The sequence below is a fragment of the Nocardioides sp. genome, from assembly GCF_024509035.1.
Classification (GTDB): Bacteria; Actinomycetota; Actinomycetes; order Propionibacteriales; family Nocardioidaceae; genus Nocardioides.
Map to the genome: position 1 here is coordinate 28,957 of NZ_JANINT010000053.1, position 23,724 is coordinate 52,680.

Here is a 23,724-nt window from a genome sequence, read left to right on the forward strand (position 1 = left end):
TGGGCTCCATGCGCGTGCACCTCGGCTGCGACCATGCCGGACTCGACCTCAAGGACCACCTCAGCCGATGGCTCACCGAGCACGGCTACGAGCCCGTCGACCACGGGCCCTTCGAGTACGACTCGCTCGACGACTACCCGGTCTTCTGCCTGCGGGCGGCGGAGGCGGTCGCGCAGGAGCGGGCCGCCGGCGCCGACAGCCTCGGCGTCGTGATCGGCGGGTCCGGCAACGGCGAGCAGATGGCCGCCAACAAGGTCACGGGCATCCGCTGCGCGCTGGTCTGGTCGGAGGAGACCGCCGTCCTGGCGCGCCAGCACAACGACGCCAACGTGGTCTCGATCGGCGGCCGGATGCACTCGCTGCAGCACATGACGCGCTTCGTGGAGGTCTTCCTCGCCGAGCCGTTCAGCGGCGAGGAGCGGCACGTGCGCCGGATCGGCCAGATGGCGGCGTACGAGGCCACCGGCGAGCTCCCGCCGCTGCCCGGCGATGCCTGAGGGGCACACCCTCCATCGCCTGGCCGACGAGCTCGCGGCGACGTTCGCGGGTCGCGTGGTGCGCGTCGGCAGCCCCCAGGGGCGGTTCGCCGATGCGGCGGCGCTCCTCGACGGCCAGGTGCTGGTCGGCGCCGAGGCGTGGGGCAAGCACCTGTTCGTCGCGTTCCCCGACGAACGCTTCGTGCACGTCCACCTCGGCCTGTACGGCAAGTTCGACGTCGCGACAGGCGCCGAGATCCCGCTGCCGGTCGGGCAGGTGCGGCTGCGCCTGAGCGCCTCCGACCGCGACTGGAACGCCTGGGCCGACCTCCGGGGAGCGACGACCTGCGAGCTCGTGACCCGCGAGCGGCGCGACGCGGTCGTGGCCCGGTCCGGACCCGACCCCCTGCGCGAGGACGCCGAGCCCGACCGCGCCTGGGAGCGGATCCGTCGCAGCAAGGCGCCGATCGGCGGCCTGCTGATGGACCAGGCGGTGCTGGCCGGCGTCGGCAACGTCTACCGGGCCGAGCTGCTGTTCCGGCACCGGGTCGACCCGATGCGCCCGGGGCACACGCTGCGCGTCGGGCAGTGGCGCGCGATGTGGGAGGACCTCGTCGCGCTCATGCACGAGGGCGTGCGGACCGGCCGGATCGACACCGTGCGGCCCGAGCACACCCCCGAGGCCATGGGGCGACCGCCGCGGCGCGACGACCACGGCGGCGAGGTCTACGTCTACCGCCGGCACGGCCAGGCCTGCCACGTCTGCGGCTCGAGCGTGCGCACGACCGAGCTCCAGGGACGCAACCTCTTCTGGTGTCCCCGTTGTCAACCCAGGTTCCGCTCGCGAGCACTACAGTGAGCAGCCCCGAGCACGAGGACCCACGACCATGACCGTTCGCCCCCAGGCGGACCGGCCTGACCGACCGAAGCGCCCCCGGCGCTCGGTCGCCCAGATCGTCGGCCGTGGCCTCCCCCCACACAGCCGCATCCTCGCGGCCCTCGTGACCCTCACGGTGGTGACCACCGTCCTCGTGCTGGCCTGGCCCAACGACGTGCCGCTCAACACGCTGATGGTCCCGCTGATGCTCGGCAGCCTGCTCCTCGGCCCGCGCCACCTGCCGTGGTTCGTCGTGTTCTTGATGGTGATGCTGATGCTCGCGGTCGGGCGTCAGGAGCAGATCACGGTGCGGATCGTGCTGACGATCGCCATCGTGTTCCTGCTCTGCTTCATCGTCCTGGTCACCTCGTTCCGCCGGTCCCGGCTGGGCGTCGCGGGCGTCCTCGGCGAGTCGATGCTCGTCGACCTGCGCGACCGGATCCTCAACCAGGGCGGCATCCCGACCCTGCCCGAGGGGTGGCTCGCCGAGACCGCGCTCCGCTCGGCCGGCGGCACGCCGTTCGCCGGCGACTTCGTCGTGGCCAGCCGGGCGCGGCGCGACAGCCGCGTCGAGCTCGCCGTCGTCGACGTCTCGGGCAAGGGCGAGCAGGCCGGCACCCGCGCGCTGCTGCTCTCGGGCGCCTTCGGCGGCCTGCTCGGTGCGCTCCCGCCCGCCGAGTTCCTCCCGGCCGCCAACGACTACCTGCTGCGCCAGGACTGGGACGAGGGCTTCGCGACCGCGGTGCACCTCTCCCTGGACACCGCGACCGGCGAGTTCGAGGTGCGTACGGCGGGGCACCCGCCGGCCGCCCAGCTCGACGCCGGCTCGGGTCGGTGGACGGTCCTCCAGGGCGAGGGGCCGGTGCTGGGCCTGATCGAGGACGCCGAGTTCACCACCGTGCGCGGCCTGCTGCGATCCGGAGACGCGCTGCTGCTCTACACCGACGGCCTGGTCGAGACGCCGCGGCGCGACATCGGCATGGGCATCGACCGGATGCTCGGGCAGGCCGAGCGGCTGCTGCGCGATGGTCTCGACGGCGGTGCCGCCCGTCTGGTCGACTCGCTCGGCTCGGAGAACGACGACCGCGCCCTGGTGCTGGTCCACCGGCGCTGAGCCCGGCTGACCACGCTTCCGCCGACCACATGGGGGTCGTCGGTGTCCTCCCGATAGGCGCCAGCGTTCGTCCTCCGTCAGGCGGGTCAAGGGTTCCCTGCGGCGGCTTCGCCGCCCTTGACCCGCCTGTCTTCGGACGAGTTGGCGCCTATCGGGAGGACGCCGACCTGTGGTCGCCGCGGGGACGTCATGCGTTGTGGTGGCTAGGACGCCCACTTCGCATGACGTCCCGGAGCCGCGCGCAGGATGTCATGCGTTCTGGTGGCTAGGACGCCTACTTCGCATGACGTCCGGGAGTGCCGACACGTGTGGTGGGGGCTCGGGCAGCCAACAGAGGAGCCGGCTGACCGGGGTCTCGCGCGGCGCCCTCGGTTGGGTGGGGCGCTGCCGGGTGTGGCAGGATTCGGGGGTTCCTGGGGGACCGATCCCAGGGCGCGCGGATGTAGCTCAATGGTAGAGCCCCAGTCTTCCAAACTGGCTACGCGGGTTCGATTCCCGTCATCCGCTCCAAGCAGGGACCGACCGCACCCGCTGCGGGCCGGGAGCCCACTTGGCGGGGCGTAGCGTAGTGGCTAGCGCGCCTGCTTTGGGAGCAGGAGATCGCAGGTTCGAGTCCTGTCGCCCCGACACCCACCCAATGAGAAGCATGAGGAGAAGACCTGTGAAGAGCGCCGTCGAGACCTTGAGCCCGACCCGGGCCAAGCTGACCGTCGAGGTGCCCTTCGAGGAGCTCAAGCCGAGCCTCGACGCGGCGTACAAGAAGATTGCTCAGCAGATCAACGTCCCCGGCTTCCGGCGCGGCAAGGTCCCGCCGATGGTGATCGACCGCCAGGTCGGTCGCGGTGTCGTGCTCGACGAGGCGATCAACGCGGTCGTGCCGCAGAAGTACATGGAGGCCCTCCAGGCCAACTCCCTCCAGCCGCTGGCGCAGCCGGAGATCGAGGTCACCAAGTTCGAGGACAACGACGCGCTCGAGTTCACCGCCGAGGTCGACGTCCGTCCCGAGATCGAGCTGCCCGACTACGACGGTGTCGAGGCGCAGGTCGACGACGTCGAGCTGACCGACGCCGACGTCGACGAGCAGGTCGAGGCGCTGCGTGAGCGCTTCGCGACCCTGATCGACGTCGAGCGCGCCGCCGCCGAGGGCGACTTCGTGGTCATGGACCTCGTCGCGACCCGCGACGGGGAGCCGATCGAGGGCGCCGAGGTCTCCGGGATGTCCTACCGCGTCGGCCGCGGGGGCATGCTCGACGGCCTCGACGAGGCGCTGACCGGCATGGCCGCCGGCGAGACCAAGACGTTCCAGTCCGAGCTGGTCGGCGGCGACCTGATGGGCGAGGCGGTCGACGTGGCCGTGACCGTCAGCCAGGTCCAGGAGCAGGAGCTCCCCGAGCTCGACGACGAGTTCGCCCAGATGGCCTCCGAGTTCGACACCGTCGAGGAGCTGCGCGACGACGTGCGCGAGCGCCTCGGTCGGGGCCGCCGCCTCGAGCAGGCCGCCGCCGCTCGCGACGCCGTGCTCGAGCAGCTGCTCGACCGCGTCGAGGTGCCGCTGCCCGAGACCGTGGTGACCGACGAGCTCAACGCCCGCCGCCAGAACGTCGAGCAGCAGCTCATGTACTCCGGGCTCACCATGGAGAAGTACCTCGAGGACGAGGGCCAGACCCAGGAGGAGTTCGAGGCCGACCTCGAGCGCCGGGTCCGCGACGCCGTCGCCGCCCAGTTCCTCCTCGACGAGATCGCGAAGAAGGAGGAGTTCGGCATCGACCAGGCCGAGCTCTCCGAGCACCTCGTGCGCCGTGCCCAGCAGTCCGGGCAGGACCCGCAGGAGTTCGCGAACCACATGTTCGAGCACAACCACATCCCCGAGCTCGTGCAGGAGATCCTGCGCGGCAAGGCCCTCGCCCGGATCGTGGAGTCGGCGGTCGTCAAGGACGCCTCCGGCAACGTCGTCGAGCTGAAGAACCTGCGCCCCGACGGCACCATCGGTGAGCCCGAGGCCGAGGGCGACGCCGTGGCCGCCGAGGAGCAGCCGGCCGAGGAGCCTGCGGTCCAGGAGTGACGTCGTACCGAATGAGTGCACACATGTGCACTCATTCGGTACGCTCCGGCGGGTGAGCACCCCCCTCGACGCGGGCACCGCGCCCACCTACCTCGACGCGTTCTCCCTGCTCTCGGAGGTCGCCGACGAGCTCGTCGTGCAGAGCGTCCGCGACACGCACGACGCCTGGGCCGACCGGTTCGGCGGCTATCCGGGCCGGTCGATCACCACTGCCGTCTGCGGCGGTCTCAGCCTCGGGCTCCGCGCCGCCTCCGCGGGCCTGGGACGGGTCGCCGAGACCGGCGCGGGCCCGCGCCTCGAGGACGGCCCCCGGGGGCGCTTCGTGAGCTCGGCGGTCAACGGCCTGATCGGCGACCGGCTCGTGGCCGAGCGGCCGCGCCTCGCGATCCCCATGGCCGTGCGCTCCGAGGGCCGCGACGTGCTCCCCGAGCGGGACGCCCTGGCCCGGGCCTTCCCCGAGGCCGGCGGCCGGATCGTGGTGTTCGTCCACGGTCTGTGCGAGAACGAGTCGTACTGGAACCGGTGGCGCGAGCGCACCGGCACGACGTACGCCGAGACGGTGACCGCGGCCGGGTGGACCCCGGTGTTCCTGCGGGCCAACACCGGTCTGGGGCTGCGCGAGAACGGCGTCGCGCTCTCCGCGCTGATGCAGCGGCTCGTCGAGGAGTGGCCGACCGAGCTGGAGCGCATCGCGCTCGTGGGTCACTCGATGGGCGGCCTGATCCTGCGGGCGGCCGGAGCGGTCGCCCACCCTGCCGGTCGGCCGTGGGCCGACCTGGTCTCCGACGTGGTGACGCTCGGCACCCCCCACCTGGGTGCGCCGATCGCCCGCGGCATCGGTCACGGCAGCCGTGGGCTCGGCCGGGTGCGCGAGACGGCCGCGTTCGGCCGCATCCTCGACCTCCGCTCCACCGGCGTGCACGACCTCGTCGCAGGGCTCGCCGAGGACGTGCCGCCGCTCCCACACGCGCGCTACCGGCTGGTCGCGGCGACGGTGACCGCGCGCAAGCGACACCCCGTCGGCCACGTGGTCGGGGACCTGCTGGTGCGGGTGCCCTCGGCGTACGGCCACGACCGGCACGGCCGGCAGCTGTTCCCGGACGCCGACGTGCTGCACGTCGGACGCACGGACCACTTCGGGCTGCTCAACCACCCCGAGGTCCACCGGGCTCTGCGAGACTGGCTCGCATGACCGGACCTGCCGACCGCGAGCTGCGCGCCGAGACCACGATCCAGGCGCCCCCGGAGCGGGTATGGGCACTGCTCACCGACTTCTCGCGGATGCCCGAGTGGAGCCCCGAGCTGGTCCGGATGGTGCCCCTCAAGCCCGGGGGCCTCCGGGTGGGGCAGTGGTACCTCGGCGTCAACCGCCGCAAGGCCGCTGTCTGGCCCACGCGCAACGTCGTCTCGGCGCTCGAACCGGGCCGCGCGGTCGCCTGGGACACCACCTCCAGCGGCGCCCGGTGGGTGTGGGAGCTCGCGCCCGAGGCGGACGGGACCGCCACCCGGGTCGTGCACCGCCGACCCGTCCCGCGGCGGATCACGGCGATGAGCAAGGTCTTCGCCCCGCTCGCGCTGGGCGGCAGCGAGGGCCACGCGGACGAGCTCGAGGAGGGCATGGCCCGCACGGTCGCCCGCCTGAAGGCCGCCGCCGAGGCCTGACCCATGGGCCCGCCCGGTCGCCGACTTATCTGCTGTCGGCGAACAGCGGGGGATTGGCCGTGGAAGTGTCGATGCTTCCGGCTAGGGTCGCTCTCGTGACCCAGAACTCCAGCCCACAGCTCAACGGCGGCGCGGGCATGAACGTCCTCGACGACCACATCTACCAGCGCCTGCTGCGCGAGCGGATCGTCTTCCTCGGATCCGAGGTGCGCGACCAGAACGCCAACGCGATCTGCGCCCAGCTGCTGCTGCTCTCGGCCGAGGACCCCGAGGCCGACATCTTCTTGCACATCAACAGCCCCGGCGGCTCGGTGGACGCGGGCATGGCGATCTACGACACCATGAACTACATCCCCAACGACGTCGCCACGGTCGGGATGGGCCTGGCCGCCTCGATGGGCCAGTTCCTGCTGTGCGCCGGCACCAAGGGCAAGCGCTACGCCCTGCCGCACGCGCGGATCATGATGCACCAGCCCTCCTCGGGCATGGGCGGCTCCGCCTCCGACATCAAGATCCAGGCCCAGCAGTCCCTCCACATCAAGAAGGTCCTGCTCGAGCTCATCGCGGAGCACACCGGCCAGACGGTCGAGCAGATCGAGATGGACGCCGACCGCGACCGCTGGTTCACCGCCGACCAGGCGCTCGAGTACGGCCTGGTCGACCAGGTCATCAAGAGCGCCCGCGAAGCCGCCGACGACGGGCGTCCGGCCCGCAAGAAGGACTGACATGAACTACTACATCCCGCAGTGGGAAGAGCGCACGTCCTACGGCTTCCGCCGCATCGACCCCTACGCCAAGCTGTTCGAGGACCGCATCATCTACCTCGGCACGCCGATCTCCGACGACGTCGCCAACGCGGTCATCGCCCAGCTGCTGTGCCTGCAGTCGATGAACCCCGACCAGGACATCAGCATCTACATCAACAGCCCCGGTGGCTCGTTCACCGCGCTGACGGCGATCTACGACACGATGAAGTTCATCAAGCCCGACGTGCAGACGGTGTGCATCGGGCAGGCCGCCTCCGCGGCGGCGATCCTGCTGGCGGCCGGCACGCCCGGCAAGCGCCTCGCGCTGCCCAACAGCCGGATCCTCATCCACCAGCCCTACACCGAGGGCACGTTCGGCCAGACCTCCGACATCGAGATCCAGGCCAACGAGATCCTGCGCATGCGCGAGCTGCTCGAGAAGATGATCAGCGACCACAGCGGCCGCCCCCTCGAGCAGGTCAGCCGCGACATCGAGCGGGACAAGATCCTCACCGCCGAGGGTGCGGTCGAGTACGGCCTGATCGACGCCGTGCTCGAGTCGCTCAAGGGCACCCCCGCGGTGACGGGCTGACCCGGCCCGCTCAACGTGGCGACGAGTCGGCCGATGTGTTCCCACGTGTCCGTCCCCCAATGGGGGGCGGCACGGGGTACCGTCGTAGTGGTCTCGCACCACGTCGGTCGGCGCCCTGAGGGCACCGACCCGCAGCACCCCCTGCTCCACGCACGCACCAGGCTCGACCCGCAGAGCCCGACTACCCGGAGGATGACCACCCGTGGCACGAATCGGTGACGGCGGCGACCTGCTCAAGTGCTCTTTCTGCGGAAAGAGCCAGAAGCAGGTCAAGAAGCTGATCGCGGGTCCTGGCGTCTACATCTGCGACGAGTGCATCGACCTGTGCAACGAGATCATCGAGGAGGAGCTCAGCGAGGGCGCCGAGGTCAGCCTCGACGAGCTGCCCAAGCCGAAGGAGATCTTCGAGTTCCTCAACTCCTACGTGATCGGGCAGGAGCAGGCCAAGAAGTCCCTCGCGGTCGCGGTCTACAACCACTACAAGCGGGTGCAGGCCGGGCTCCAGCCCGGTGGCGGCTCCGGCCCCGGCAAGCACAGCAAGGACGAGGTCGTCGAGGTCGCCAAGTCCAACATCCTGGTGATCGGTCCCACCGGCTGCGGCAAGACCTACCTCGCCCAGACGCTCGCGCGGATGCTCAACGTCCCGTTCGCGATCGCCGACGCCACCGCGCTCACCGAGGCCGGCTACGTCGGTGAGGACGTCGAGAACATCCTCCTCAAGCTGATCCAGGCCGCTGACTACGACGTCAAGAAGGCCGAGACCGGCATCATCTACATCGACGAGATCGACAAGGTCGCTCGCAAGGCCGAGAACCCCTCCATCACCCGCGACGTGTCCGGTGAGGGAGTCCAGCAGGCACTGCTGAAGATCATCGAGGGCACCACCGCCTCGGTGCCTCCGCAGGGTGGGCGCAAGCACCCCCACCAGGAGTTCATCCAGATCGACACCACCAACATCTTGTTCGTGGTGGGCGGCGCCTTCGCCGGGCTCGAGCACATCATCGAGCAGCGGGTCGGCAAGAAGACCCTCGGCTTCACCGCCGAGGTGCGCGGCAAGGCCGAGAAGGAGGCCGAGGACCTCCTGGCCCAGGTGCGGCCCGAGGACCTCACCAAGTTCGGCCTGATCCCCGAGTTCATCGGCCGGCTGCCCCTGATCGCGAGCGTCTCCAAGCTCGACCAGGAGGCGCTCGTGCAGATCCTCACCGAGCCGCGCAACGCCCTGGTCAAGCAGTACCAGAAGCTCTTCGAGCTCGACGGCGTCGAGCTCGAGTTCACCCCCGAGGCCGTCGAGGCCATCGCCGACCACGCCCTCGAGCGCGGCACCGGTGCCCGCGGGCTGCGCGCCATCATCGAGGAGGTCCTCCTCCACGTGATGTACGACGTGCCGTCCCGCGGCGACATCGCCCGGGTGATCGTGACCGGCGAGGTCGTCACCGACGGCGTCTCCCCGACCCTCGTCCCGCGCGAGTCCGAGGCCAAGAAGAAGAAGTCGGCCTGACCGAGACCCGCGGCGAGACCCGCGACGGTCGGGTCGAGATCCCGGCAGTCGGGCAGGGATGAGGCGCTCCCAGGCGGCGGTCGGATAGCCACCTCGCGCGCGGTGTGCACACCGCCCCTGGTCACCCCTGACTAGCCTGACTAGTCCATTCGGGTCATATCGTGCCCAGAGGGCCTCGAAGGCTTGGAGCGGCCGCTCTCCGCCCGGGAGACTGGGCCCCGATGAACGACCGTCGGCGCGTCCGCCTCTTCCTCGACCACAAGCCACCGCTGGTGGCTTTCACGGTCGTGTCGATCGCGTGCGCCCTGATGATGGTCCACGTGGCCCGCAGCGAGGCGGCTCCCGGCTGGCTGCGCGCCGGCCTGAGCGGCGTGGTCGCCCAGAGGATCGCCGAGGCGACCGTGCTGGAGCCGGAGCCGGCTCCCGAGCGTCGCACCGAGGCGGCGGGCCCGCTCGCAGACGGCCCCCGCGACCCCGGAGCGGCGCCGTCGGACGACGCGCCTGGCTCGTCCACCTCTCGGGGTCCGGACGGCGGGGCCAGCGGCGTCGGGGCCGGCGTCGTCAACCCGAGCGGCAGCCAGCACGCGGACAGCACGAGGGACGACGAGCCCGCGGCGCCCGGTGACGCGGTCGTGGTGGACGGCGACCCGACCGGGCCGGGCCACGGCCACCGCGGTCCCCAGTCCGTCTCCGACGTGCCGGTCCCCGGTGCCGCGCCCGGCCGCGGTCCCCGTGGCTCGCACGGGCCCCACGACTGGCGCGGTGACTGGGTCGGCGACCGCGGTCCCGACCACGACCACGGACGCGGGCACGACGGCGACCGCGGCCACGGACCGAAGAGCTCGACGCCTCCCGGGCACAGCCACGGCGACCCCGGGCACGGCGACCACGGGCACGGCGAGCACGGCCACGGCCCGAGCGAGCACGGTCACGGCGGGCACGGCCACGGCGGGCCCGGCAAGGGCCACGGCGACCGCGGCGAGCACGGGCGCGACGGGCACGGCCGCGGCGGCAGCAAGCACGGCTCCGTGCGCGGGTACAGCCACCACTAGCGTTCGGGGCCCCGCCCCACTCACCTCCCACGCTGCGGAGGCTTCGAGGTCACCGCTCCGGTGTCGTGATGTTCCCGGCGCCGGGCGCGAGGGCCACCGCCCGAGCGGTGGACCTCGCGGCGGCTACTCCGTCGGGGCCAGCTCGGCGTCGACGCTCAGCTCGGCGGCGGAGCCGTCGACGGTGAAGACCAGGTCACCGGTGATCTTGCCGGTCTTGCGCAGGTCGTCGGCGGCCAGCTCGGCCGCGCGGACCAGGGCCTCGGGGCCACGGATCTCGACCCGGGAGAGCTCGGCGCGCATCGAGACCTTGGCGTTCGACTTCGCGCCGCGGATGCCGATCAGGGCGGCCGAGACCGCCTCGAGGGTGGCGGCGTCGGTGGCCGCGGCCGACCCGAGCTCGACGACGGTGGGCCAGGCGGCGTGGTGGATGGAGCTTCCCCCTGAGTTGGCGGAGCGCCACCACGACCAGACCTCCTCGGTCACGTAGGGCAGGAACGGCGCGAGCATCCGCAGCTGGGCGTGCAGCGCCAGCGCGAGGGCGGCCTTCGCCGACGCGGTGGCCGCGCCGCCGTCCGCGTCGTACGCGCGCTCCTTGACCAGCTCGAGGTAGTCGTCGCAGAACTCCCAGAAGAACTTCTCGACCGTCTCGAGCGCGGTGGTGTAGTCGTAGGCCTCGAACGCGTCGGTGGCCTTGGTGATCACCTCGGCCAGCCGGCCCAGCAGCGCGCAGTCGACGGGCTCGGAGACCTCGAACGCGTTCACGCTGGTCGCGCCCACGCCGCCGAGGACGAACTTCGAGGCGTTGAGCACCTTCATCGCCAGCCGTCGGCCGACCTTCATCTGGGTCTCGTCGAACGGCGAGTCCAGGCCGGGGCGCGCCATCGCGGCGCGCCAGCGGACGGCGTCGGCGCCGTACTTGTCGAGGATGTCGGTGGGGACGACGACGTTGCCCTTGGACTTCGACATCTTCTTGCGGTCGGGGTCGAGGATGAACCCGGACACCAGCGCATGCGACCAGGGCGCTGCGTGGTTCTCGAAGTGGGCCCGCACGACGCGCGAGAACAGCCAGGTGCGGATGATGTCGTGTGCCTGCGTGCACAGGTCCATCGGGAAGACCCGCTGCCACAGGTCGTCGTCGCTCTCCCAGCCGCCGGCGATCTGCGGGGTCAGCGAGGAGGTCGCCCACGTGTCCATCACGTCGGGGTCGCCGATGAAGCCGTCCGGCTTGCCGCGCTGGTCCTCGGAGTAGCCGCCGGGCGCCATCGTCGACGGGTCGACCGGCAGCTCGTCCTCGCGGGGGAGCAGCGGGTGGTCGTAGTCGGGCTCGCCGTCGGCGTCGAGGGGGTACCAGACCGGGAACGGGATGCCGAAGAACCGCTGCCGCGAGATCAGCCAGTCGCCGTTGAGGCCGCCGACCCAGTTGTCGTAGCGGTGCTTCATGTGGCCGGGCACCCACTCGATCTCGGCGCCGCGCTCGAGCATCTCCGAGCGCAGGTCGCCGTCCCGGCCGCCGTTGCGGATGTACCACTGGCGGGTGGCGACGATCTCGAGCGGCTTGTCGCCCTTCTCGTAGAAGTTCGTCATCCGCTGGGTGGGCTTGGGCTCCCCGTCGAGGTCGCCGGCCTCACGCAGCTTGGCGACCACGGCCTCGCGGGCCGAGAACGCCGTCTTGCCCTTGAGGTCCTCGTACGCCGAGGCCGCCGGCTCGTGCGCCAGCCACTCCGGCGTCTCGCGCGACATCCGGCCGTCGCGGCCGATCAGCGTGCGGACGGGGAGGTTGAGCTCGCGCCACCAGGTGACGTCGGTCAGGTCGCCGAACGTGCAGCACATGGCGATGCCGGCGCCCTTGTCCATCTCCGCCAGCGGGTGGGCCAGCACGGGGATCTCGACGCCGAACACCGGGCTGGATACAAACGACCCCACCAGCGGCTGGTAGCGCTCGTCGTCGGGGTGCGCGATCAGCGCCACGACCGAGGGGATCAGTTCGGGGCGGGTCGTCTCGATGAAGACGGGGGTGCCGTCGGGCTGGTGGAACGCGACGCGGTGGTAGGCGCCGGCGTACTCGCGCGCCTCGAGCTCGGCCTGTGCGACCGCGGTCTGGAAGGTGACGTCCCAGAGGGTCGGCGCCTCCTGGAGGTAGGCCTCGCCGCGGGCGAAGTTGCGCAGGAACGCGCGCTGGCTGACGGTGCGGGCCTTCGCGCCGATCGTCGTGTAGTGCTGCTTCCAGTCGACCGAGAGGCCGAGGGTGCGCCACAGCTGCTCGAAGACCTGCTCGTCCTGCTCGACGAGCTCCTCGCACAGCGCGATGAAGTTGGGCCGGCTGATCGGCACCTGCTTCTTCGGGTCCGGCTTCTCCGGCGGGGTGAAGTCGGGGTCGTAGGGCAGCGAGGGGTCGCAGCGCACGCCGTAGTAGTTCTGCACCCGGCGCTCGGTGGGCAGGCCGTTGTCGTCCCAGCCCATCGGGTAGAACACCGACTTGCCGCGCATCCGCTGGAAGCGGGCGACCAGGTCGGTGTGGGTGTAGGAGAACACGTGCCCGACGTGCAGGCTGCCGCTCACGGTCGGCGGCGGGGTGTCGATCGAGTAGACGTTCTCGCGCGGCTGGGCGCGGTCGAAGGCGTAGGTGTCCTGCTCGCGCCAGCGCTCGCTCCAGGTGGCCTCGAGGCCCTCGAGGGCAGGCTTGTCGGGTACGGCTACGACGGCCTGCGGCGGGGTCGTCGTCTCCGGTGCCTGGTCAGCCTGCGTCTCGGTCATGACGAAATCCTAGGGTCAGGGCTCCGCGGTGGAGAAACCGGTTGTGACGATGGGCACCCGACTGGCTGACTTCGGTCATGTCGCACACCATCCAGCTCACTGAGGACCCGGCCGAGTTCCTGGGTGCCGCGGCCGACCACCTGGCCGCGGATCCCGTGGTGAGCACGGTGATCGCGTCGGTGACCCAACGCGCCGTCGAGGCCGACGAGCGCGGCCTGCCGCGCGGCGAGCACCCGCGCTGGTGGGCGATCGTGCGCGACGCCGAGGGGGTGGTCGTCGGCGTCGGGATGCGGACCGCGCCGTTCGCGCCCTACCCGATCTACCTGCTGCCGATGCCCGACGACGCCGCGGTGGAGCTGGCCCGCCTGCTCCACGTGCGCGGCGAGGTGGTCGCCGGCGTCAACGGCGCGCTGCCGGCCGCCCGGCTGGCCGCGGAGGAGACCGCCCGCCTGGCCGGGGGAGAGGTGCGGGTGCACGAGCACCTGCGGCTCTTCGAGCTCGGTGAGCTGGTCGCACCACCCAGCACGCCGGGCCGGCTGCGGCTCGCGACCCCCGAGGACGCCGAGCTGTGTCTGGCCTGGTTCCGCGCGTTCGGCGCGGCCGCGGCCGAGCAGGCCGGCCGGGACGAGCCGCACCAGGGTCCGCTGGAGACGTTCACGCTCGCCGACATGCTGCTGCGCATCGAGCAGGAGGTGATCTGGCTGTGGGAGGACGACCACGGCGAGCGGGTGCACCTCACCGGCGCCAACCCGCCTGCCCACGGCGTCACCCGGATCGGGCCCGTCTACACCCCGGTCGGGCACCGCGGCCGGGGCTACGCCAGCGCGGCCGTCGCCGAGGTCTCCCGGCAGTACGTCGAGCAGGGCGTGCGCTGCTGCCTGTTCACCGACCAGGCGAACCCGACGTCGAACAAGATCTACCAGGCACTGGGCTACGAGCCGGTCGTCGACATGGTCAACCTCGTCATCCAGCGTTGACCCGCCCGAAAGTTTCGGGCGGGTCAACGTGTCACCAGACCAGGACCGGCTTGACCACCTTCCCTGCGAGCACGTCGGCGATCGCGGCGTTGATCTCGGTGAAGGGGTACGTCGTCACCAGGTCGTCGACCGGGAACTTCCCTTCGGCGTTCAGGCTCAGCATCCGCGGGACCATCTCCTGGGGGTCCGAGTCGCCCTCGACCGAGCCGCGCACGACCTTGCCGTTCTGCAGCAGGTCGATGGCGTCGACGGGGAACTCCGGGCGGCTCATGTCCAGGCCTAGCACGACGAGCGTGCCCTGGACGCCCAGGGACTGGGCGGCCTCCTTGAGCACCGAGGGCACGGCGGTCGTCTCGATGCCGTAGGTCGCGCCGCCGCCGGTCAGCTCCTTGACCTTGTCGACCACGGTGGTCTCGCCGAGCCCGGCCGGGTCGACGGCGATCGCGCCGAGCTTCTCCGCCGCCTCCAGTCGGCTGGGCTGGAGGTCGACGGCGACGACGGTCCCCACTCCGCTGGCTCGCGCGGACGCGACCGCGGCCAGGCCGACCGCGCCCACGCCGTACACGACGACGCTGTCGCCGGGTGCGGGACGGGCGACGTTGAGCACCGAGCCCGACCCGGCCATGAACCCACAGCCGTACGGCGCGACCCGGGTCAGGTCGAGCTCCGGGTCGACCACGACCACGCTCGAGGCCAGCGCCACCGCATGCTGGGCGAACGACGATTGCCCGAAGAAGTGGCCGTAGACCGGGCCGGACTCGCGGGCGTAGGACGTCGAGCCGTCCATCCGGAAGCCCATGTAGTTGAGCATGAGCGTCTGCTCGCAGTACCCGGCGCGCCCGTCCCGGCACCGCGCGCACTCGCGGCACGACGCGAGACTGAGCACGACGTGGTCGCCCACGCTGACGCCGGTGACGTCCGCGCCCACCTCCTCCACGACCCCCGCGCCCTCGTGGCCGAACACCCGCGGGAACATCTCGGTGGGCAGCGTGTCGCGCAGCGAGAGGTCGGTGTGGCACAGGCCGGTCGCGACGATGCGCACGAGCACCTCGTCGGCGCGCGGGCCGTCGATCTCCACCTCCTCGAACGCGAACTCCTCGCCGGGACCGTTGACGACCGCCACCGTGGTTCTCATGTCGAGCAACCTAGAACCTGTTCCATTTCCTGTCAGCAGTTCGGTCGTCCCTAGACTCGGGGGATCATGACGGAGACCCCTGACGCCCCCCGCCTGGCCGAGACGATGGCGGAGGTCGAGGACGCGCTGCTGTCCCGCTGGCCCGAGACGCGCCTGGAGCCCTCGCTCGACCGCATCCAGGCCTTCACCGAGCTGCTCGGCGACCCCCAGCGCGCCTACCCGGTGATCCACCTGACCGGCACCAACGGCAAGACCTCCACCTCGCGGATGATCGACACGCTGCTGCGCGCCCTGGAGCTGCGCACCGGGCGGTTCACCAGCCCCCACGTCGAGCGGATGAACGAGCGCATCTCCGTCGACGGCGAGCCGCTGAGCGACGAGGACTTCGTGCGCGCGTTCAACGACGTCGCGCCCTACACGCACCTCGTCGACGCCGACCAGCCGCACCCGCTGTCGTTCTTCGAGACCGTCGTCGGCATGGCGTACGCCGCGTTCGCCGACGCGCCCGTCGACGTCGCCGTGGTCGAGGTCGGGATGGGCGGGTCGTGGGACGCCACCAACGTCGCCGACGCCACGGTCGCGGTGCTGCTGCCGGTCGCGGTCGACCACGCGGCGTACCTCGGCGGTACGCCCGCCGCGATCGCGGTCGAGAAGGCCGGCATCATCAAGCCCGGCTCGGTCGCGGTGCTCGCCCAGCAGTCGCCCGAGGTCGCCGAGATCCTCCTCGCGCGCGCGGCCGAGGTCGGTGCGCGGGTCGTCGCGGAGGGCGTCGACTTCGGCGTGATCTCCCGGGTGCCGGCCGTCGGCGGCCAGGTGCTCTCGCTGCAGGGCCTCCGGGCGCGGTACGACGACATCTTCCTGCCGCTCCACGGCGCCCACCAGGCGCAGAACGCCGCCGTCGCGCTCGCCGCGGTCGAGGCCTTCCTGGGCGACGAGAGCCAGGCCCTGGACGGCGAGGTCGTCGGCGCGGCGTTCGCGGAGGCCACCTCGCCGGGGCGCCTGGAGGTCGTGCGCCGCAGCCCCACGATCGTGCTCGACGCGGCGCACAACCCGCACGGTGCCGAGGCGCTGGCCGCCGCGCTCGAGGACTCGTTCACGTTCGACCCGCTGATCGGCGTGCTCGGCGTCATGGGCGACAAGGACCACGAGGGCCTGCTGGCCGCGCTCGAACCGGTCCTCGCGCACGTCGTGTGCACGCAGAACTCCACCCAGCGCGCGCTGCCCGCCGAGGAGCTCGCGGCGGCGGCTCGCGAGGTGTTCGGCCCCGACCGCGTCAGCGTCGCCTCGACCGTGGCGGCGGCCATCGAGGAGGCGGCCACGTTGGCCGAGGCCGGCGAGGCCTTCGGCTCCCCGCTCGGCTCGGGTGCGGTGCTGGTCACCGGGTCGGTGGTCACCGTCGGGGAGGCCCGCTCGCTGCTCGTCCGACCGGAGCGTCACGCGTGAACACCCCACGACAAGGCTCGCTGCGCTCGCTTGCCGCGGGGACCCCGACGTGAGCGGGCCCGAGCGCTCGCCGCGGCGCGGCATGTGCGCCGCGGTGCTCTCGCTCGAGGCGGTGACGCTGGGTCTGACGACGCCGGTGATGATCTCGGTCGCCGACGTCGACGTGACGACCGCGCTCCTCGTCGGCCTCGGGCTGGCCCTCGCGTGCCTCCTGCTCGCCGGGATGCTGCGGGCCGAGTGGGCCTACAGTCTCGGCTGGGTGATCCAGGGCGCGGCGATCGGACTCGGCTTCGTCATCCCGCTGATGTTCTTCCTCGGCGCGATCTTCGCGCTGCTCTGGGGCAGTGCCTACGCGCTGGGTCGCAAGATCGAGCGCGAGCGTGCGGCGGCCTACGCCGCCCTTGCCGAGCAGGGCTCGAAGGGCCAGCAGTCAGAGAACTGAGGTGAGCGCCGCCAGAGCCTGGTCGAGCTCCTCGTCGCTGACCCCGCCGAAGCCGACGACGAGCCCGGTGAGGTCGGCGCTGCGGCAGTAGTCGGCCAGCAGGTTGACCTCGAAGCCCGCCCGTCGGGCCGCGTCGCGCGCCCGGACGGCGTCGGCGGCCGGCAACCGCCAGGTCGAGTACATCCCCGCGAGCGGCCCCGCGAGCTCGGCGTACGGCGCGAGCGCGGCCGCCACCCGCGGCGCCCGCTCGGCGTAGACCCGGCGGGCGGTGCGCACGACCTTGTCGACGTAGCCGTCGCGCAGGAGCGCGAGGTAGGCGCGCTGCACCGGCCACGGGGCGCCCTCGTGGGTGACCAGTCGCCGCGCGTTCACGAGATCGGCCACGTCGGGTGGGGCGACCAGCCAGCCCAGGCGCAGCGACGGCGCCACGGACTTGGCGGCGGTGCCGAGGTAGGCGACCCGGCTCCGGTCCAGGCTGGCCAGGGCCGGCACCGGCGCGACGTCGTAGCGGAACTCCGAGTCGTAGTCGTCCTCGACGACCAGGGCCTCGGCCGCCCGGGCGGCCTCGAGCAGCGTGACCCGGTCGGCGCCCGGCATCACGCGCCCGAGCGGGTGCTGGTGGGCCGGGGTGACGTACGCCGCGGCCACGCCGGCCAGGTCGGTGACCGGTGCGAGCGCCGGCAGGTCGACCACCTCGCGGCCGACGCCGCGGGCCGTCTCGACCGCCGCGCGGTAGCCGGGGTCCTCCAGCGCCACCGGACCGGGCGGCAGCACGGTCAGCAGGTGCCGCAACCCGTCGGTCGTGCCGTTGACGACCGTCACCTCGTCGGGATCGACCGCCAGCCCGCGGGTCCGCGCCAGCCGGTCGGCCAGAGCGGCGCGCAGCTCGGGGATGCCCCGCGGGTCGTGGTACCCCCGTGGCGGCCGGGCGACCGACACCTCGCGCCAGGCGCGGCGCCAGCCGGCCGCGTGCCGTGGGTCGATCCAGGGCGTGCCCGCGTCGAGCCGCACCAGCTGCTGCTCCGGTGGCGTGGCCCGGCGGCGGGGGATCCCGGCCGGCTCCGCGCCGGTCGAGGCCACGAACGTCCCCGCCCCGCGGCGGGCGACCAGCCAGCCCTCGGCGAGCAGCTGCTCGTAGGCCTGCTCGGTCACCGCTCGGCTCACGCCCAGCTCGGCGGCGAGGGCCCGGCTGCTCGGCAACCGGTCTCCGCGGGCCAGGGTGCCGCCGAGGACCAGCGCGCGGATCCGCCCCGAGAGCTGCACGCCCAGCGGGCCGGGGGCCGCCCGGTCGAGGCGGAGGGGGAGAGTGGCCACGAATTGTCCTGTTGAAACGGTGTCGGATTGGCCCGTGTGCGCAGGCCACTTCTCCAGGATCGTAGTACCCGTGACCACCGCCGCCACCTCCACGACCCCGCTCTCGCCCACGCCCCGCACGACGGTCGGCCGGGGCCGCAACCGGATGGTCGAGGACCGGGCCGAGCTGCACCGGCTGCTGGAGGACGGCCTGGTCGCCCACCTCGGCGTCACGGTCGGCGACCACCCGCTGGTGCTCCCGACGGCGTACGGCGTGGACCTCGACGGTCCCGACCGGGGCGGCAGCCTGTACGTCCACGGGTCGGTCGCCGCGGGCTGGGTCGGTGGGGCCGCGGGCGCGACGGTGTGCGTGACGATCACCGAGCTGGACGGCCTGGTGGCCGGCCGCTCCGCCTTCCACCACTCGATGAACTACCGCTCCGCGGTCGTCATCGGCGAGGCCAGGCTGGTCGAGGACCGCGAGGAGCGCGAGCGCGCGCTCGCGCTGATCGTCGACCACATGATCCCGGGTCGCAGCGCGACGCTGCGGCCCTCGACCCGCAAGGAGCTCGCAGCGACCGCCGTGCTCGCCGTACCCCTCCACGAGGCCTCGATGAAGGCGCGCGCCGGGGGCCCGGTCGACGAGCCGTACGACGTCCTCGCCGGCACGTGGGGCGGGCACATCCCGCTGCGCCGCGTGGCCGGCGCCCCGGTGCCCGACGACGACGCGACGGTCCCGGTCCCGCGCGACGTCCTCGCCCGGGCGGCGTCCCACCACTGAGCGGAGTCCCACGCTGATCGGCACAAAGGCCCGGGAGCGGGCGTCCAAGGGCCCTCGCCGCAGCCCCCGGGTCGCTCAGTAGGGTGCCGATCATGAGTCAGCGCACCCTCGTCCTCCTCAAGCCCGATGCCGTCCGCCGCGGGCTGGTCGGAACGATCCTGTCCCGCTACGAGGCGAAGGGTCTGACCATCGTCGCCATGGAGCACCGCACCATCGACGCCGCGTTCGCCGACCGGCACTACGCCGAGCACGTCGGCAAGGGGTTCTACGCGGGCCTGCGTGACTTCGTCACCAGCGGCCCGATGGTCTCCCTCGTGCTCGAGGGCGACGAGGCCGTCGAGATCGTGCGCGCCCTCAACGGCGCCACCGACGGCCGCAAGGCCGCCCCTGGCACGATCCGCGGCGACCACTCGATCTCCAACCAGCAGAACCTCGTGCACGGCTCGGACTCCCCGGAGTCGGCCGAGCGCGAGATCGCGATCTGGTTCCCGGGTCTCTGACCTGCGTCGATTCCGCCCCGCAGGGCCGCGTGTCCTGCCGGGAGGCAGCGCCCTGCCTTCGTAGCCTGTAGTCACACCTTCCCCACCTGCACCACCGCTCCCCGGCATGGTGCTCCACCGACAGGGCGACGCATGGCGAACAGCTTCATCGGCCGCGACATGGCCGTGGACCTCGGGACCGCCAACACGCTGGTCTACGTGCGCGGCAAGGGCGTCCTGCTCGACGAGCCGAGCGTGGTGGCGCTCAACGACACGACCGGCGAGATCCTCGCCGTCGGCCACGAGGCCAAGCGGATGATCGGGCGCACGCCCGACCACATCACCGCGATCCGCCCGCTCAAGGACGGCGTGATCGCCGACTTCGAGGCGACCGAGCAGATGCTGCGCTACTTCATCCAGCAGGTCCACCGGCGCCGCTACTTCGCCAAGCCGCGCATGGTGATCTGCGTCCCCAGCGGCATCACCGCGGTCGAGCAGCGCGCGGTCAAGGAGGCCGGCTACCAGGCCGGCGCGCGCCGCGTCTACATCGTCGAGGAGCCGATGGCCGCCGCGATCGGCGCGGGGCTGCCGGTGCACCAGCCCACCGGCAACATGGTCGTCGACGTCGGCGGCGGCACCACCGAGGTCGCGGTGATCTCGCTGGGCGGCATCGTCACGAGCCTCTCGGTGCGCACCGCCGGCGACGACCTCGACCAGGCGATCGTCGCCTGGATGAAGAAGGAGCACTCGCTGATGCTCGGCGAGCGCACCGCCGAGGAGGTCAAGATGACCATCGGCTCGGCGTTCCCCATGACCGACGAGCCCGAGGCCGAGATCCGCGGCCGTGACATGGTCTCCGGGCTGCCGCGCACCGTGACCGTCTCGAGCTCCGACGTCCGCCAGGCGCTCGAGGAGCCGGTGCACGCGATCGTCGACGCGGTCCGCACCACCCTCGACCAGACCCCGCCCGAGCTGGCCGGCGACATCATGGACCGCGGCATCGTGCTCACCGGCGGGGGAGCGCTGCTGCGCGGCCTCGACGAGCGGCTGCGCCACGAGACCGGCATGCCCGTGCACGTCGCCGAGGACCCGCTCAGCTCGGTCGCCCTCGGCGCCGGCAAGTGCGTCGAGGAGTTCGAGGCCCTCCAGCAGGTGCTGGTCAGCGACCAGAGGCGCCGCTGATGCGACGCCCGGACCGTCCTCGGACTCCCCGGGAGCGCCGCTGGCGCGGCTCGGGCCAGGGACCGCAGCCCTCGCCGGCGCTGCTGGTCGCACTGGTGCTCGCCTGCCTGACGCTGATGACGCTCGACCAGGCGGGCGACAGCTCGCCCCTCGAGCCCGCCCGGCGCGCGGCCGGAGAGGTCTTCGGCCCCGTCGAGGTCGCGGCCAGCACCGCGATCCGACCGTTCACCGGCGTCTCCGACTGGTTCCGCTCGCGCGACGCGATGCAGGACGACCTGATCGCCCTCCAGGCGGAGAACTCGCGGCTCAAGTCCGACCTCGCCACCCAGGGCTACGACCGCAACCGCCTCGAGGAGTACGACGGTCTCACCGCCGCCGCCCGTGACCTCGGCTACGACCTGGTGCCGGCGCGCGTGGTCGGGCTCGGCCCCTCGCAGTCGTTCTCGAGCACCGTCACCATCGACGCCGGCTCCGACGCCGGCATCCACCCCGACCTCACCGTCATCAACAACGACGGGTTGGTCGGCCGCGTCCTGCGGGTGACCCGCACGACCGCGACCGTGCTCCTGATCGTCGACTCCGACTCCGTCGTCGGCGGCCGGGTGGGGGAGAGCATGGAGGTCGGGTTCCTCCACGGCCGAGGTGTCCTCGGCCAGGATGGCCGCCTCGACCTCGAGCTCGTCGACCAGACGGCGGTGCCCGCCAAGCACGACTCGGTGGTCACCTGGGGCAGCGAGGCCGGCGGTCCGTACGTCTCCGGCGTCCCCGTCGGCCGCGTCACCAGTGTCTACAGCAGCCTGCGCGAGACCTCGACCCGCGCGGTCATCGACCCGTACGTCGACTTCGGCGCTCTCGACCTCGTCGGCGTCGTGGTGCCGTCCGGCACGCCCAGCGACCGCGCGGTCATCGAGTCCGACGGAGATCTACGGTGAACGCGCTGCGCGCGGCCGTCGCCGCGGCCGCCGTCGGCGTCGCGCTCGTGCTCCAGGTCTCGGTGTTCCCGCACCTCGCCTGGGACGGCATCGTCCCCGACCTCTGCCTGCTGGTCGTCGTCGGCGCCGCCCTGACCCGCGGCCCGCAGTTCGCGATGGTGCTCGGCTTCGGCGCCGGCGTCGTCCTCGACCTCGCGCCGCCGGCCGACCACGTCGCCGGCCGCTGGGCGCTGGCGCTGGTCCTCGTGGGGTACGTCGCCGGCCGGGTGCGCCAGGACGTCCGGCCCTCCGCCGGCACGGTGCTCGCCACGGTCGCCGCGTCGTCGTTCGTCGGCACGTCGGTGTTCGCGCTCAGCGGCCTGCTCCTGGGCGACCCGGCGCTCGGCGTCCCGCAGCTGCTGGAGGTGATCGTGCTGGCGCTCGTCTGGGACCTCCTGCTCACCCCGCTCGTCCTGCCCGCCGTGATGACCCTCTTCCGTCGGCTCGAGCCCGACCGATCGCTGGCGTAGGGCCGAGGTGGACCGATGACGACCCCGAGGACCTCGAGCACGGGCCGCCTGCGCCTGGTGGTGATCCAGGCGCTGGTCTTCGCGCTCTTCGCGACGCTGTTCGCCCGCCTCTACTACCTGCAGGTCGTCGGCGGCGAGGAGTACCACGCCAAGGCGGCCTCCCAGTCCGTGCGCGAGATCGTCGTCCAGCCCCAGCGCGGCCTGATCGTCGACGACCAGGGCCGACCCCTGGTCGCCAACCGCACCTCGTGGGTCGTCTCGATCGACCGGACGCTGCTCGAGAAGATGACCGAGCACCAGCAGGACGTGCTGATCGGCCGCGTGTCCGACGTCGTGCACGTCTCCGAGCGCACCATCCACCGCTCGCTGGTCACCTGCGGTGAGGACGGCAGCGTCCCGGGCGAGTGCTGGAACGGCTCGCCGTACCAGCCGGTGCCGGTGGCCACCGACGTCAAGCAGGCTGTCGCGCTGCGCATCCTCGAGCAGCCCGAGGACTACCCCGGCGTGCTCGCCGAGCAGCAGAGCGTCCGCGCCTACCCGCGGCCCTACGGCGTGAACCTGGCCCACGTGCTCGGCTACCTCAGCCCGATCACCGAGGACGAGCTCGACCGCGCGCAGGACCGCGACGACCGGTCGGTCAACGGCGCCTCGTCGGTGGGCCGGGCCGGCGTCGAGAAGGAGTACGACCGCTGGCTGCGCGGCATGCCCGGCTACAAGCGGGTCGCCGTCGACTCCATGGGCCGGGTGCTCGGCGACGACAGCGAGGTCGACAGCTCGCCCGGCGACACGCTGGTCACCTCGATCGACGCCAAGGTCCAGTCGGTGCTCGAGCAGCAGCTGCTCGAGCGGATGCGCTACCAGCGCACCCAGCGCGACCCCGTCACCGGCCGCAACTACGTCGCCGACTCGGGCGCCGCCATCGTCATGGAGGCCGACACCGGGCGGATCGTCGCGATGGCCAGCCAGCCGACGTACGACCCCGGTGTCTGGGTCGGCGGCATCAGCAAGAAGCAGCTCGCCCGGCTCTACTCCGAGGCGGCCGGCACCCCGCTGCTCGCGCGAGCGACCCAGGGGCAGTTCGCGCCGGGCTCGACCTGGAAGCCCTTCATGACCGCCGGCGCGCTGACCCACGGCTACACCCCCGACACCCGGCTCAACTGCTCCTCGGCGCTGCGGGTCGGCAACCGCGACTTCAAGAACTACGAGTCGGGCGCCTACGGCTTCATCGGTTTCGACAAGGCCCTCGAGGTCTCCTGCAACACCTTCTTCTACCGGATCGGCTACGCCTACTGGCAGCGGTACGGGTCGGACGTCGCGGACGTCCACGCCAAGGACCCGCTGGTCGCCGAGGCCAAGGAGTTCGGCTTCGGCCGCGAGACCGGCATCGACCTGCCGGGCGAGGCAGCGGGCAGGATCGCCGACCGGAAGTGGAAGCGCGCGTACTACGAGTCGATGAAGGGCTTCTACTGCAACATCGCCGGCAAGCCGCAGGACAGCGACACCAGCGACTTCGTCTACCTCTTCGCTCGCGAGTTCTGCGCGGAGGGCTACGCCTACCGCGCCGGCGACGCGGTCAACTTCGCCATCGGTCAGGGCGACACCTTGGTGACCCCGTTGCAGCTGGCTCGCGCGTACGCGGCGATCGCCAACGGCGGCACGCTCCTCGCCCCGCGCGTCGCCAAGGCCATCGTCAGCCCCGACGGCGAGGTCGTGCGTCG

22 protein-coding genes and 2 tRNA genes are annotated in these 23,724 nt (G+C 72.2%); 21 read left to right on the forward strand and 3 right to left on the reverse strand.

Translation table 11 applies throughout. From position 1 onward, the window contains the following. Positions 1 to 8: 8 nt before the first annotated feature. From Q0L15_RS04655 to Q0L15_RS04710, 12 genes are all read left to right on the forward strand, one after another. Positions 9 to 497 carry a ribose-5-phosphate isomerase gene (locus Q0L15_RS04655; protein WP_296602585.1) on the forward strand — a complete coding sequence of 163 codons (489 nt, stop codon included), beginning with the start codon at positions 9 to 11 and terminating at the stop codon, positions 495 to 497. Next, positions 490 to 1,335: a DNA-formamidopyrimidine glycosylase family protein gene (locus Q0L15_RS04660; protein WP_296602587.1), complete on the forward strand. Its 846-nt coding sequence runs from the start codon at positions 490 to 492 to the stop codon at positions 1,333 to 1,335. Before Q0L15_RS04655 ends, Q0L15_RS04660 begins: the two co-directional genes overlap by 8 nt. Positions 1,336 to 1,492: 157 nt before the next feature. Further along, positions 1,493 to 2,467 carry a PP2C family protein-serine/threonine phosphatase gene (locus Q0L15_RS04665; protein WP_296602588.1) on the forward strand — a complete coding sequence of 325 codons (975 nt, stop codon included), beginning with the start codon at positions 1,493 to 1,495 and terminating at the stop codon, positions 2,465 to 2,467. Between the two features lie 436 nt (positions 2,468 to 2,903). Further along, positions 2,904 to 2,977, forward strand: a tRNA-Gly gene (locus Q0L15_RS04670). Between the two features lie 44 nt (positions 2,978 to 3,021). After that, positions 3,022 to 3,094: transfer RNA gene (locus Q0L15_RS04675), tRNA-Pro, on the forward strand. A gap of 34 nt (positions 3,095 to 3,128) precedes the next feature. After that, a complete protein-coding gene (tig, locus tag Q0L15_RS04680) occupies positions 3,129 to 4,529 on the forward strand; it encodes a trigger factor (protein ID WP_296602590.1) in 1,401 nt (466 codons plus the stop codon). Between the two features lie 52 nt (positions 4,530 to 4,581). Then, the gene (locus Q0L15_RS04685; RefSeq protein WP_296602591.1) at positions 4,582 to 5,721 is read left to right on the forward strand and encodes a hypothetical protein; all 1,140 of its coding nucleotides are present in this window, start codon (positions 4,582 to 4,584) and stop codon (positions 5,719 to 5,721) included. After that, positions 5,718 to 6,191 (forward strand): SRPBCC family protein, encoded by a 474-nt coding sequence (locus Q0L15_RS04690; protein ID WP_296602592.1) that lies wholly within the window; start codon positions 5,718 to 5,720, stop codon positions 6,189 to 6,191. The genes Q0L15_RS04685 and Q0L15_RS04690 overlap by 4 nt, the downstream gene beginning before the upstream one ends. A 137-nt stretch (positions 6,192 to 6,328) precedes the next feature. Next, complete coding sequence (locus Q0L15_RS04695) at positions 6,329 to 6,916, forward strand: ATP-dependent Clp protease proteolytic subunit (protein ID WP_284536803.1); 588 nt, start codon at positions 6,329 to 6,331, stop codon at positions 6,914 to 6,916. A gap of 1 nt (position 6,917) precedes the next feature. Next, positions 6,918 to 7,529, forward strand: a complete 612-nt coding sequence (locus tag Q0L15_RS04700) for an ATP-dependent Clp protease proteolytic subunit (protein WP_296602593.1) — start codon at positions 6,918 to 6,920, stop codon at positions 7,527 to 7,529. Between the two features lie 202 nt (positions 7,530 to 7,731). After that, entirely contained in the window at positions 7,732 to 9,027 is a 1,296-nt protein-coding gene (gene clpX / locus Q0L15_RS04705) for an ATP-dependent Clp protease ATP-binding subunit ClpX (RefSeq protein ID WP_296602594.1), read from the forward strand. Between the two features lie 221 nt (positions 9,028 to 9,248). After that, the gene (locus tag Q0L15_RS04710) at positions 9,249 to 10,079 is read left to right on the forward strand and encodes a hypothetical protein (protein WP_296602595.1); all 831 of its coding nucleotides are present in this window, start codon (positions 9,249 to 9,251) and stop codon (positions 10,077 to 10,079) included. 123 nt (positions 10,080 to 10,202) lie between these two features. Here Q0L15_RS04710 and valS read toward each other — a convergent pair whose 3' ends face one another. Beyond that, positions 10,203 to 12,833, reverse strand: a complete 2,631-nt coding sequence (valS, locus tag Q0L15_RS04715; protein ID WP_296602596.1) for a valine--tRNA ligase — start codon at positions 12,831 to 12,833, stop codon at positions 10,203 to 10,205. A 77-nt stretch (positions 12,834 to 12,910) separates the two neighbouring features. Between valS and Q0L15_RS04720 the strand changes: the two genes are divergently transcribed. Next, positions 12,911 to 13,810: a GNAT family N-acetyltransferase gene (locus Q0L15_RS04720; protein ID WP_296602597.1), complete on the forward strand. Its 900-nt coding sequence runs from the start codon at positions 12,911 to 12,913 to the stop codon at positions 13,808 to 13,810. A gap of 31 nt (positions 13,811 to 13,841) precedes the next feature. Here the strand turns inward: Q0L15_RS04720 and Q0L15_RS04725 are convergent, their stop codons facing one another. After that, a complete protein-coding gene (locus tag Q0L15_RS04725; protein WP_296602598.1) occupies positions 13,842 to 14,945 on the reverse strand; it encodes an NAD(P)-dependent alcohol dehydrogenase in 1,104 nt (367 codons plus the stop codon). 66 nt (positions 14,946 to 15,011) lie between these two features. Between Q0L15_RS04725 and Q0L15_RS04730 the strand changes: the two genes are divergently transcribed. Then, entirely contained in the window at positions 15,012 to 16,388 is a 1,377-nt protein-coding gene (locus Q0L15_RS04730) for a folylpolyglutamate synthase/dihydrofolate synthase family protein (RefSeq protein ID WP_296602599.1), read from the forward strand. A gap of 49 nt (positions 16,389 to 16,437) precedes the next feature. Further along, positions 16,438 to 16,830 (forward strand): DUF4233 domain-containing protein, encoded by a 393-nt coding sequence (locus Q0L15_RS04735; protein WP_296602601.1) that lies wholly within the window; start codon positions 16,438 to 16,440, stop codon positions 16,828 to 16,830. Here the strand turns inward: Q0L15_RS04735 and Q0L15_RS04740 are convergent. Beyond that, positions 16,819 to 18,144 (reverse strand): PLP-dependent aminotransferase family protein, encoded by a 1,326-nt coding sequence (locus tag Q0L15_RS04740; protein ID WP_296602602.1) that lies wholly within the window; start codon positions 18,142 to 18,144, stop codon positions 16,819 to 16,821. The genes Q0L15_RS04735 and Q0L15_RS04740 overlap by 12 nt on opposite strands. A 70-nt stretch (positions 18,145 to 18,214) precedes the next feature. Between Q0L15_RS04740 and Q0L15_RS04745 the strand changes: the two genes are divergently transcribed. The 6 genes from Q0L15_RS04745 to Q0L15_RS04770 form a co-directional block, all read left to right on the forward strand. Further along, a complete protein-coding gene (locus tag Q0L15_RS04745) occupies positions 18,215 to 18,904 on the forward strand; it encodes a pyridoxamine 5'-phosphate oxidase family protein (protein ID WP_296602603.1) in 690 nt (229 codons plus the stop codon). Between the two features lie 92 nt (positions 18,905 to 18,996). Beyond that, entirely contained in the window at positions 18,997 to 19,404 is a 408-nt protein-coding gene (ndk, locus tag Q0L15_RS04750; protein WP_296602604.1) for a nucleoside-diphosphate kinase, read from the forward strand. A gap of 132 nt (positions 19,405 to 19,536) precedes the next feature. Further along, complete coding sequence (locus Q0L15_RS04755; RefSeq protein ID WP_296602606.1) at positions 19,537 to 20,565, forward strand: rod shape-determining protein; 1,029 nt, start codon at positions 19,537 to 19,539, stop codon at positions 20,563 to 20,565. Then, entirely contained in the window at positions 20,565 to 21,497 is a 933-nt protein-coding gene (gene mreC / locus Q0L15_RS04760) for a rod shape-determining protein MreC (RefSeq protein WP_296602607.1), read from the forward strand. The genes Q0L15_RS04755 and mreC overlap by 1 nt, the downstream gene beginning before the upstream one ends. Further along, on the forward strand, positions 21,494 to 22,006 hold the full coding sequence (mreD, locus tag Q0L15_RS04765) for a rod shape-determining protein MreD (RefSeq protein WP_296602608.1): 513 nt from the start codon (positions 21,494 to 21,496) through the stop codon (positions 22,004 to 22,006). Before mreC ends, mreD begins: the two co-directional genes overlap by 4 nt. Positions 22,007 to 22,021: 15 nt before the next feature. Further along, positions 22,022 to 23,724: penicillin-binding transpeptidase domain-containing protein (locus tag Q0L15_RS04770; protein ID WP_296602610.1), on the forward strand; the 1,703-nt coding region annotated here is incomplete at its 3' end.

What these genes read in the sequence shown, in the direction of transcription:
- Q0L15_RS04695 (WP_284536803.1), top strand. Translation starts at nt 6,329, where the DNA reads ATGAACGTCCTCGACGACCACATCTACCAGCGCCTGCTGCGCGAGCGG.
- Q0L15_RS04655 (WP_296602585.1), top strand. Translation starts at nt 9, where the DNA reads ATGCGCGTGCACCTCGGCTGCGACCATGCCGGACTCGACCTCAAGGAC.
- Q0L15_RS04660 (WP_296602587.1), top strand. Translation starts at nt 490, where the DNA reads ATGCCTGAGGGGCACACCCTCCATCGCCTGGCCGACGAGCTCGCGGCG.
- ndk (WP_296602604.1), top strand. Translation starts at nt 18,997, where the DNA reads ATGAGTCAGCGCACCCTCGTCCTCCTCAAGCCCGATGCCGTCCGCCGC.
- Q0L15_RS04700 (WP_296602593.1), top strand. Translation starts at nt 6,918, where the DNA reads ATGAACTACTACATCCCGCAGTGGGAAGAGCGCACGTCCTACGGCTTC.
- Q0L15_RS04725 (WP_296602598.1), bottom strand. Translation starts at nt 14,945, where the DNA reads ATGAGAACCACGGTGGCGGTCGTCAACGGTCCCGGCGAGGAGTTCGCG.
- Q0L15_RS04690 (WP_296602592.1), top strand. Translation starts at nt 5,718, where the DNA reads ATGACCGGACCTGCCGACCGCGAGCTGCGCGCCGAGACCACGATCCAG.
- Q0L15_RS04710 (WP_296602595.1), top strand. Translation starts at nt 9,249, where the DNA reads ATGAACGACCGTCGGCGCGTCCGCCTCTTCCTCGACCACAAGCCACCG.
- Q0L15_RS04720 (WP_296602597.1), top strand. Translation starts at nt 12,911, where the DNA reads ATGTCGCACACCATCCAGCTCACTGAGGACCCGGCCGAGTTCCTGGGT.
- valS (WP_296602596.1), bottom strand. Translation starts at nt 12,833, where the DNA reads ATGACCGAGACGCAGGCTGACCAGGCACCGGAGACGACGACCCCGCCG.
- Q0L15_RS04755 (WP_296602606.1), top strand. Translation starts at nt 19,537, where the DNA reads ATGGCGAACAGCTTCATCGGCCGCGACATGGCCGTGGACCTCGGGACC.
- mreC (WP_296602607.1), top strand. Translation starts at nt 20,565, where the DNA reads ATGCGACGCCCGGACCGTCCTCGGACTCCCCGGGAGCGCCGCTGGCGC.
- Q0L15_RS04730 (WP_296602599.1), top strand. Translation starts at nt 15,012, where the DNA reads ATGACGGAGACCCCTGACGCCCCCCGCCTGGCCGAGACGATGGCGGAG.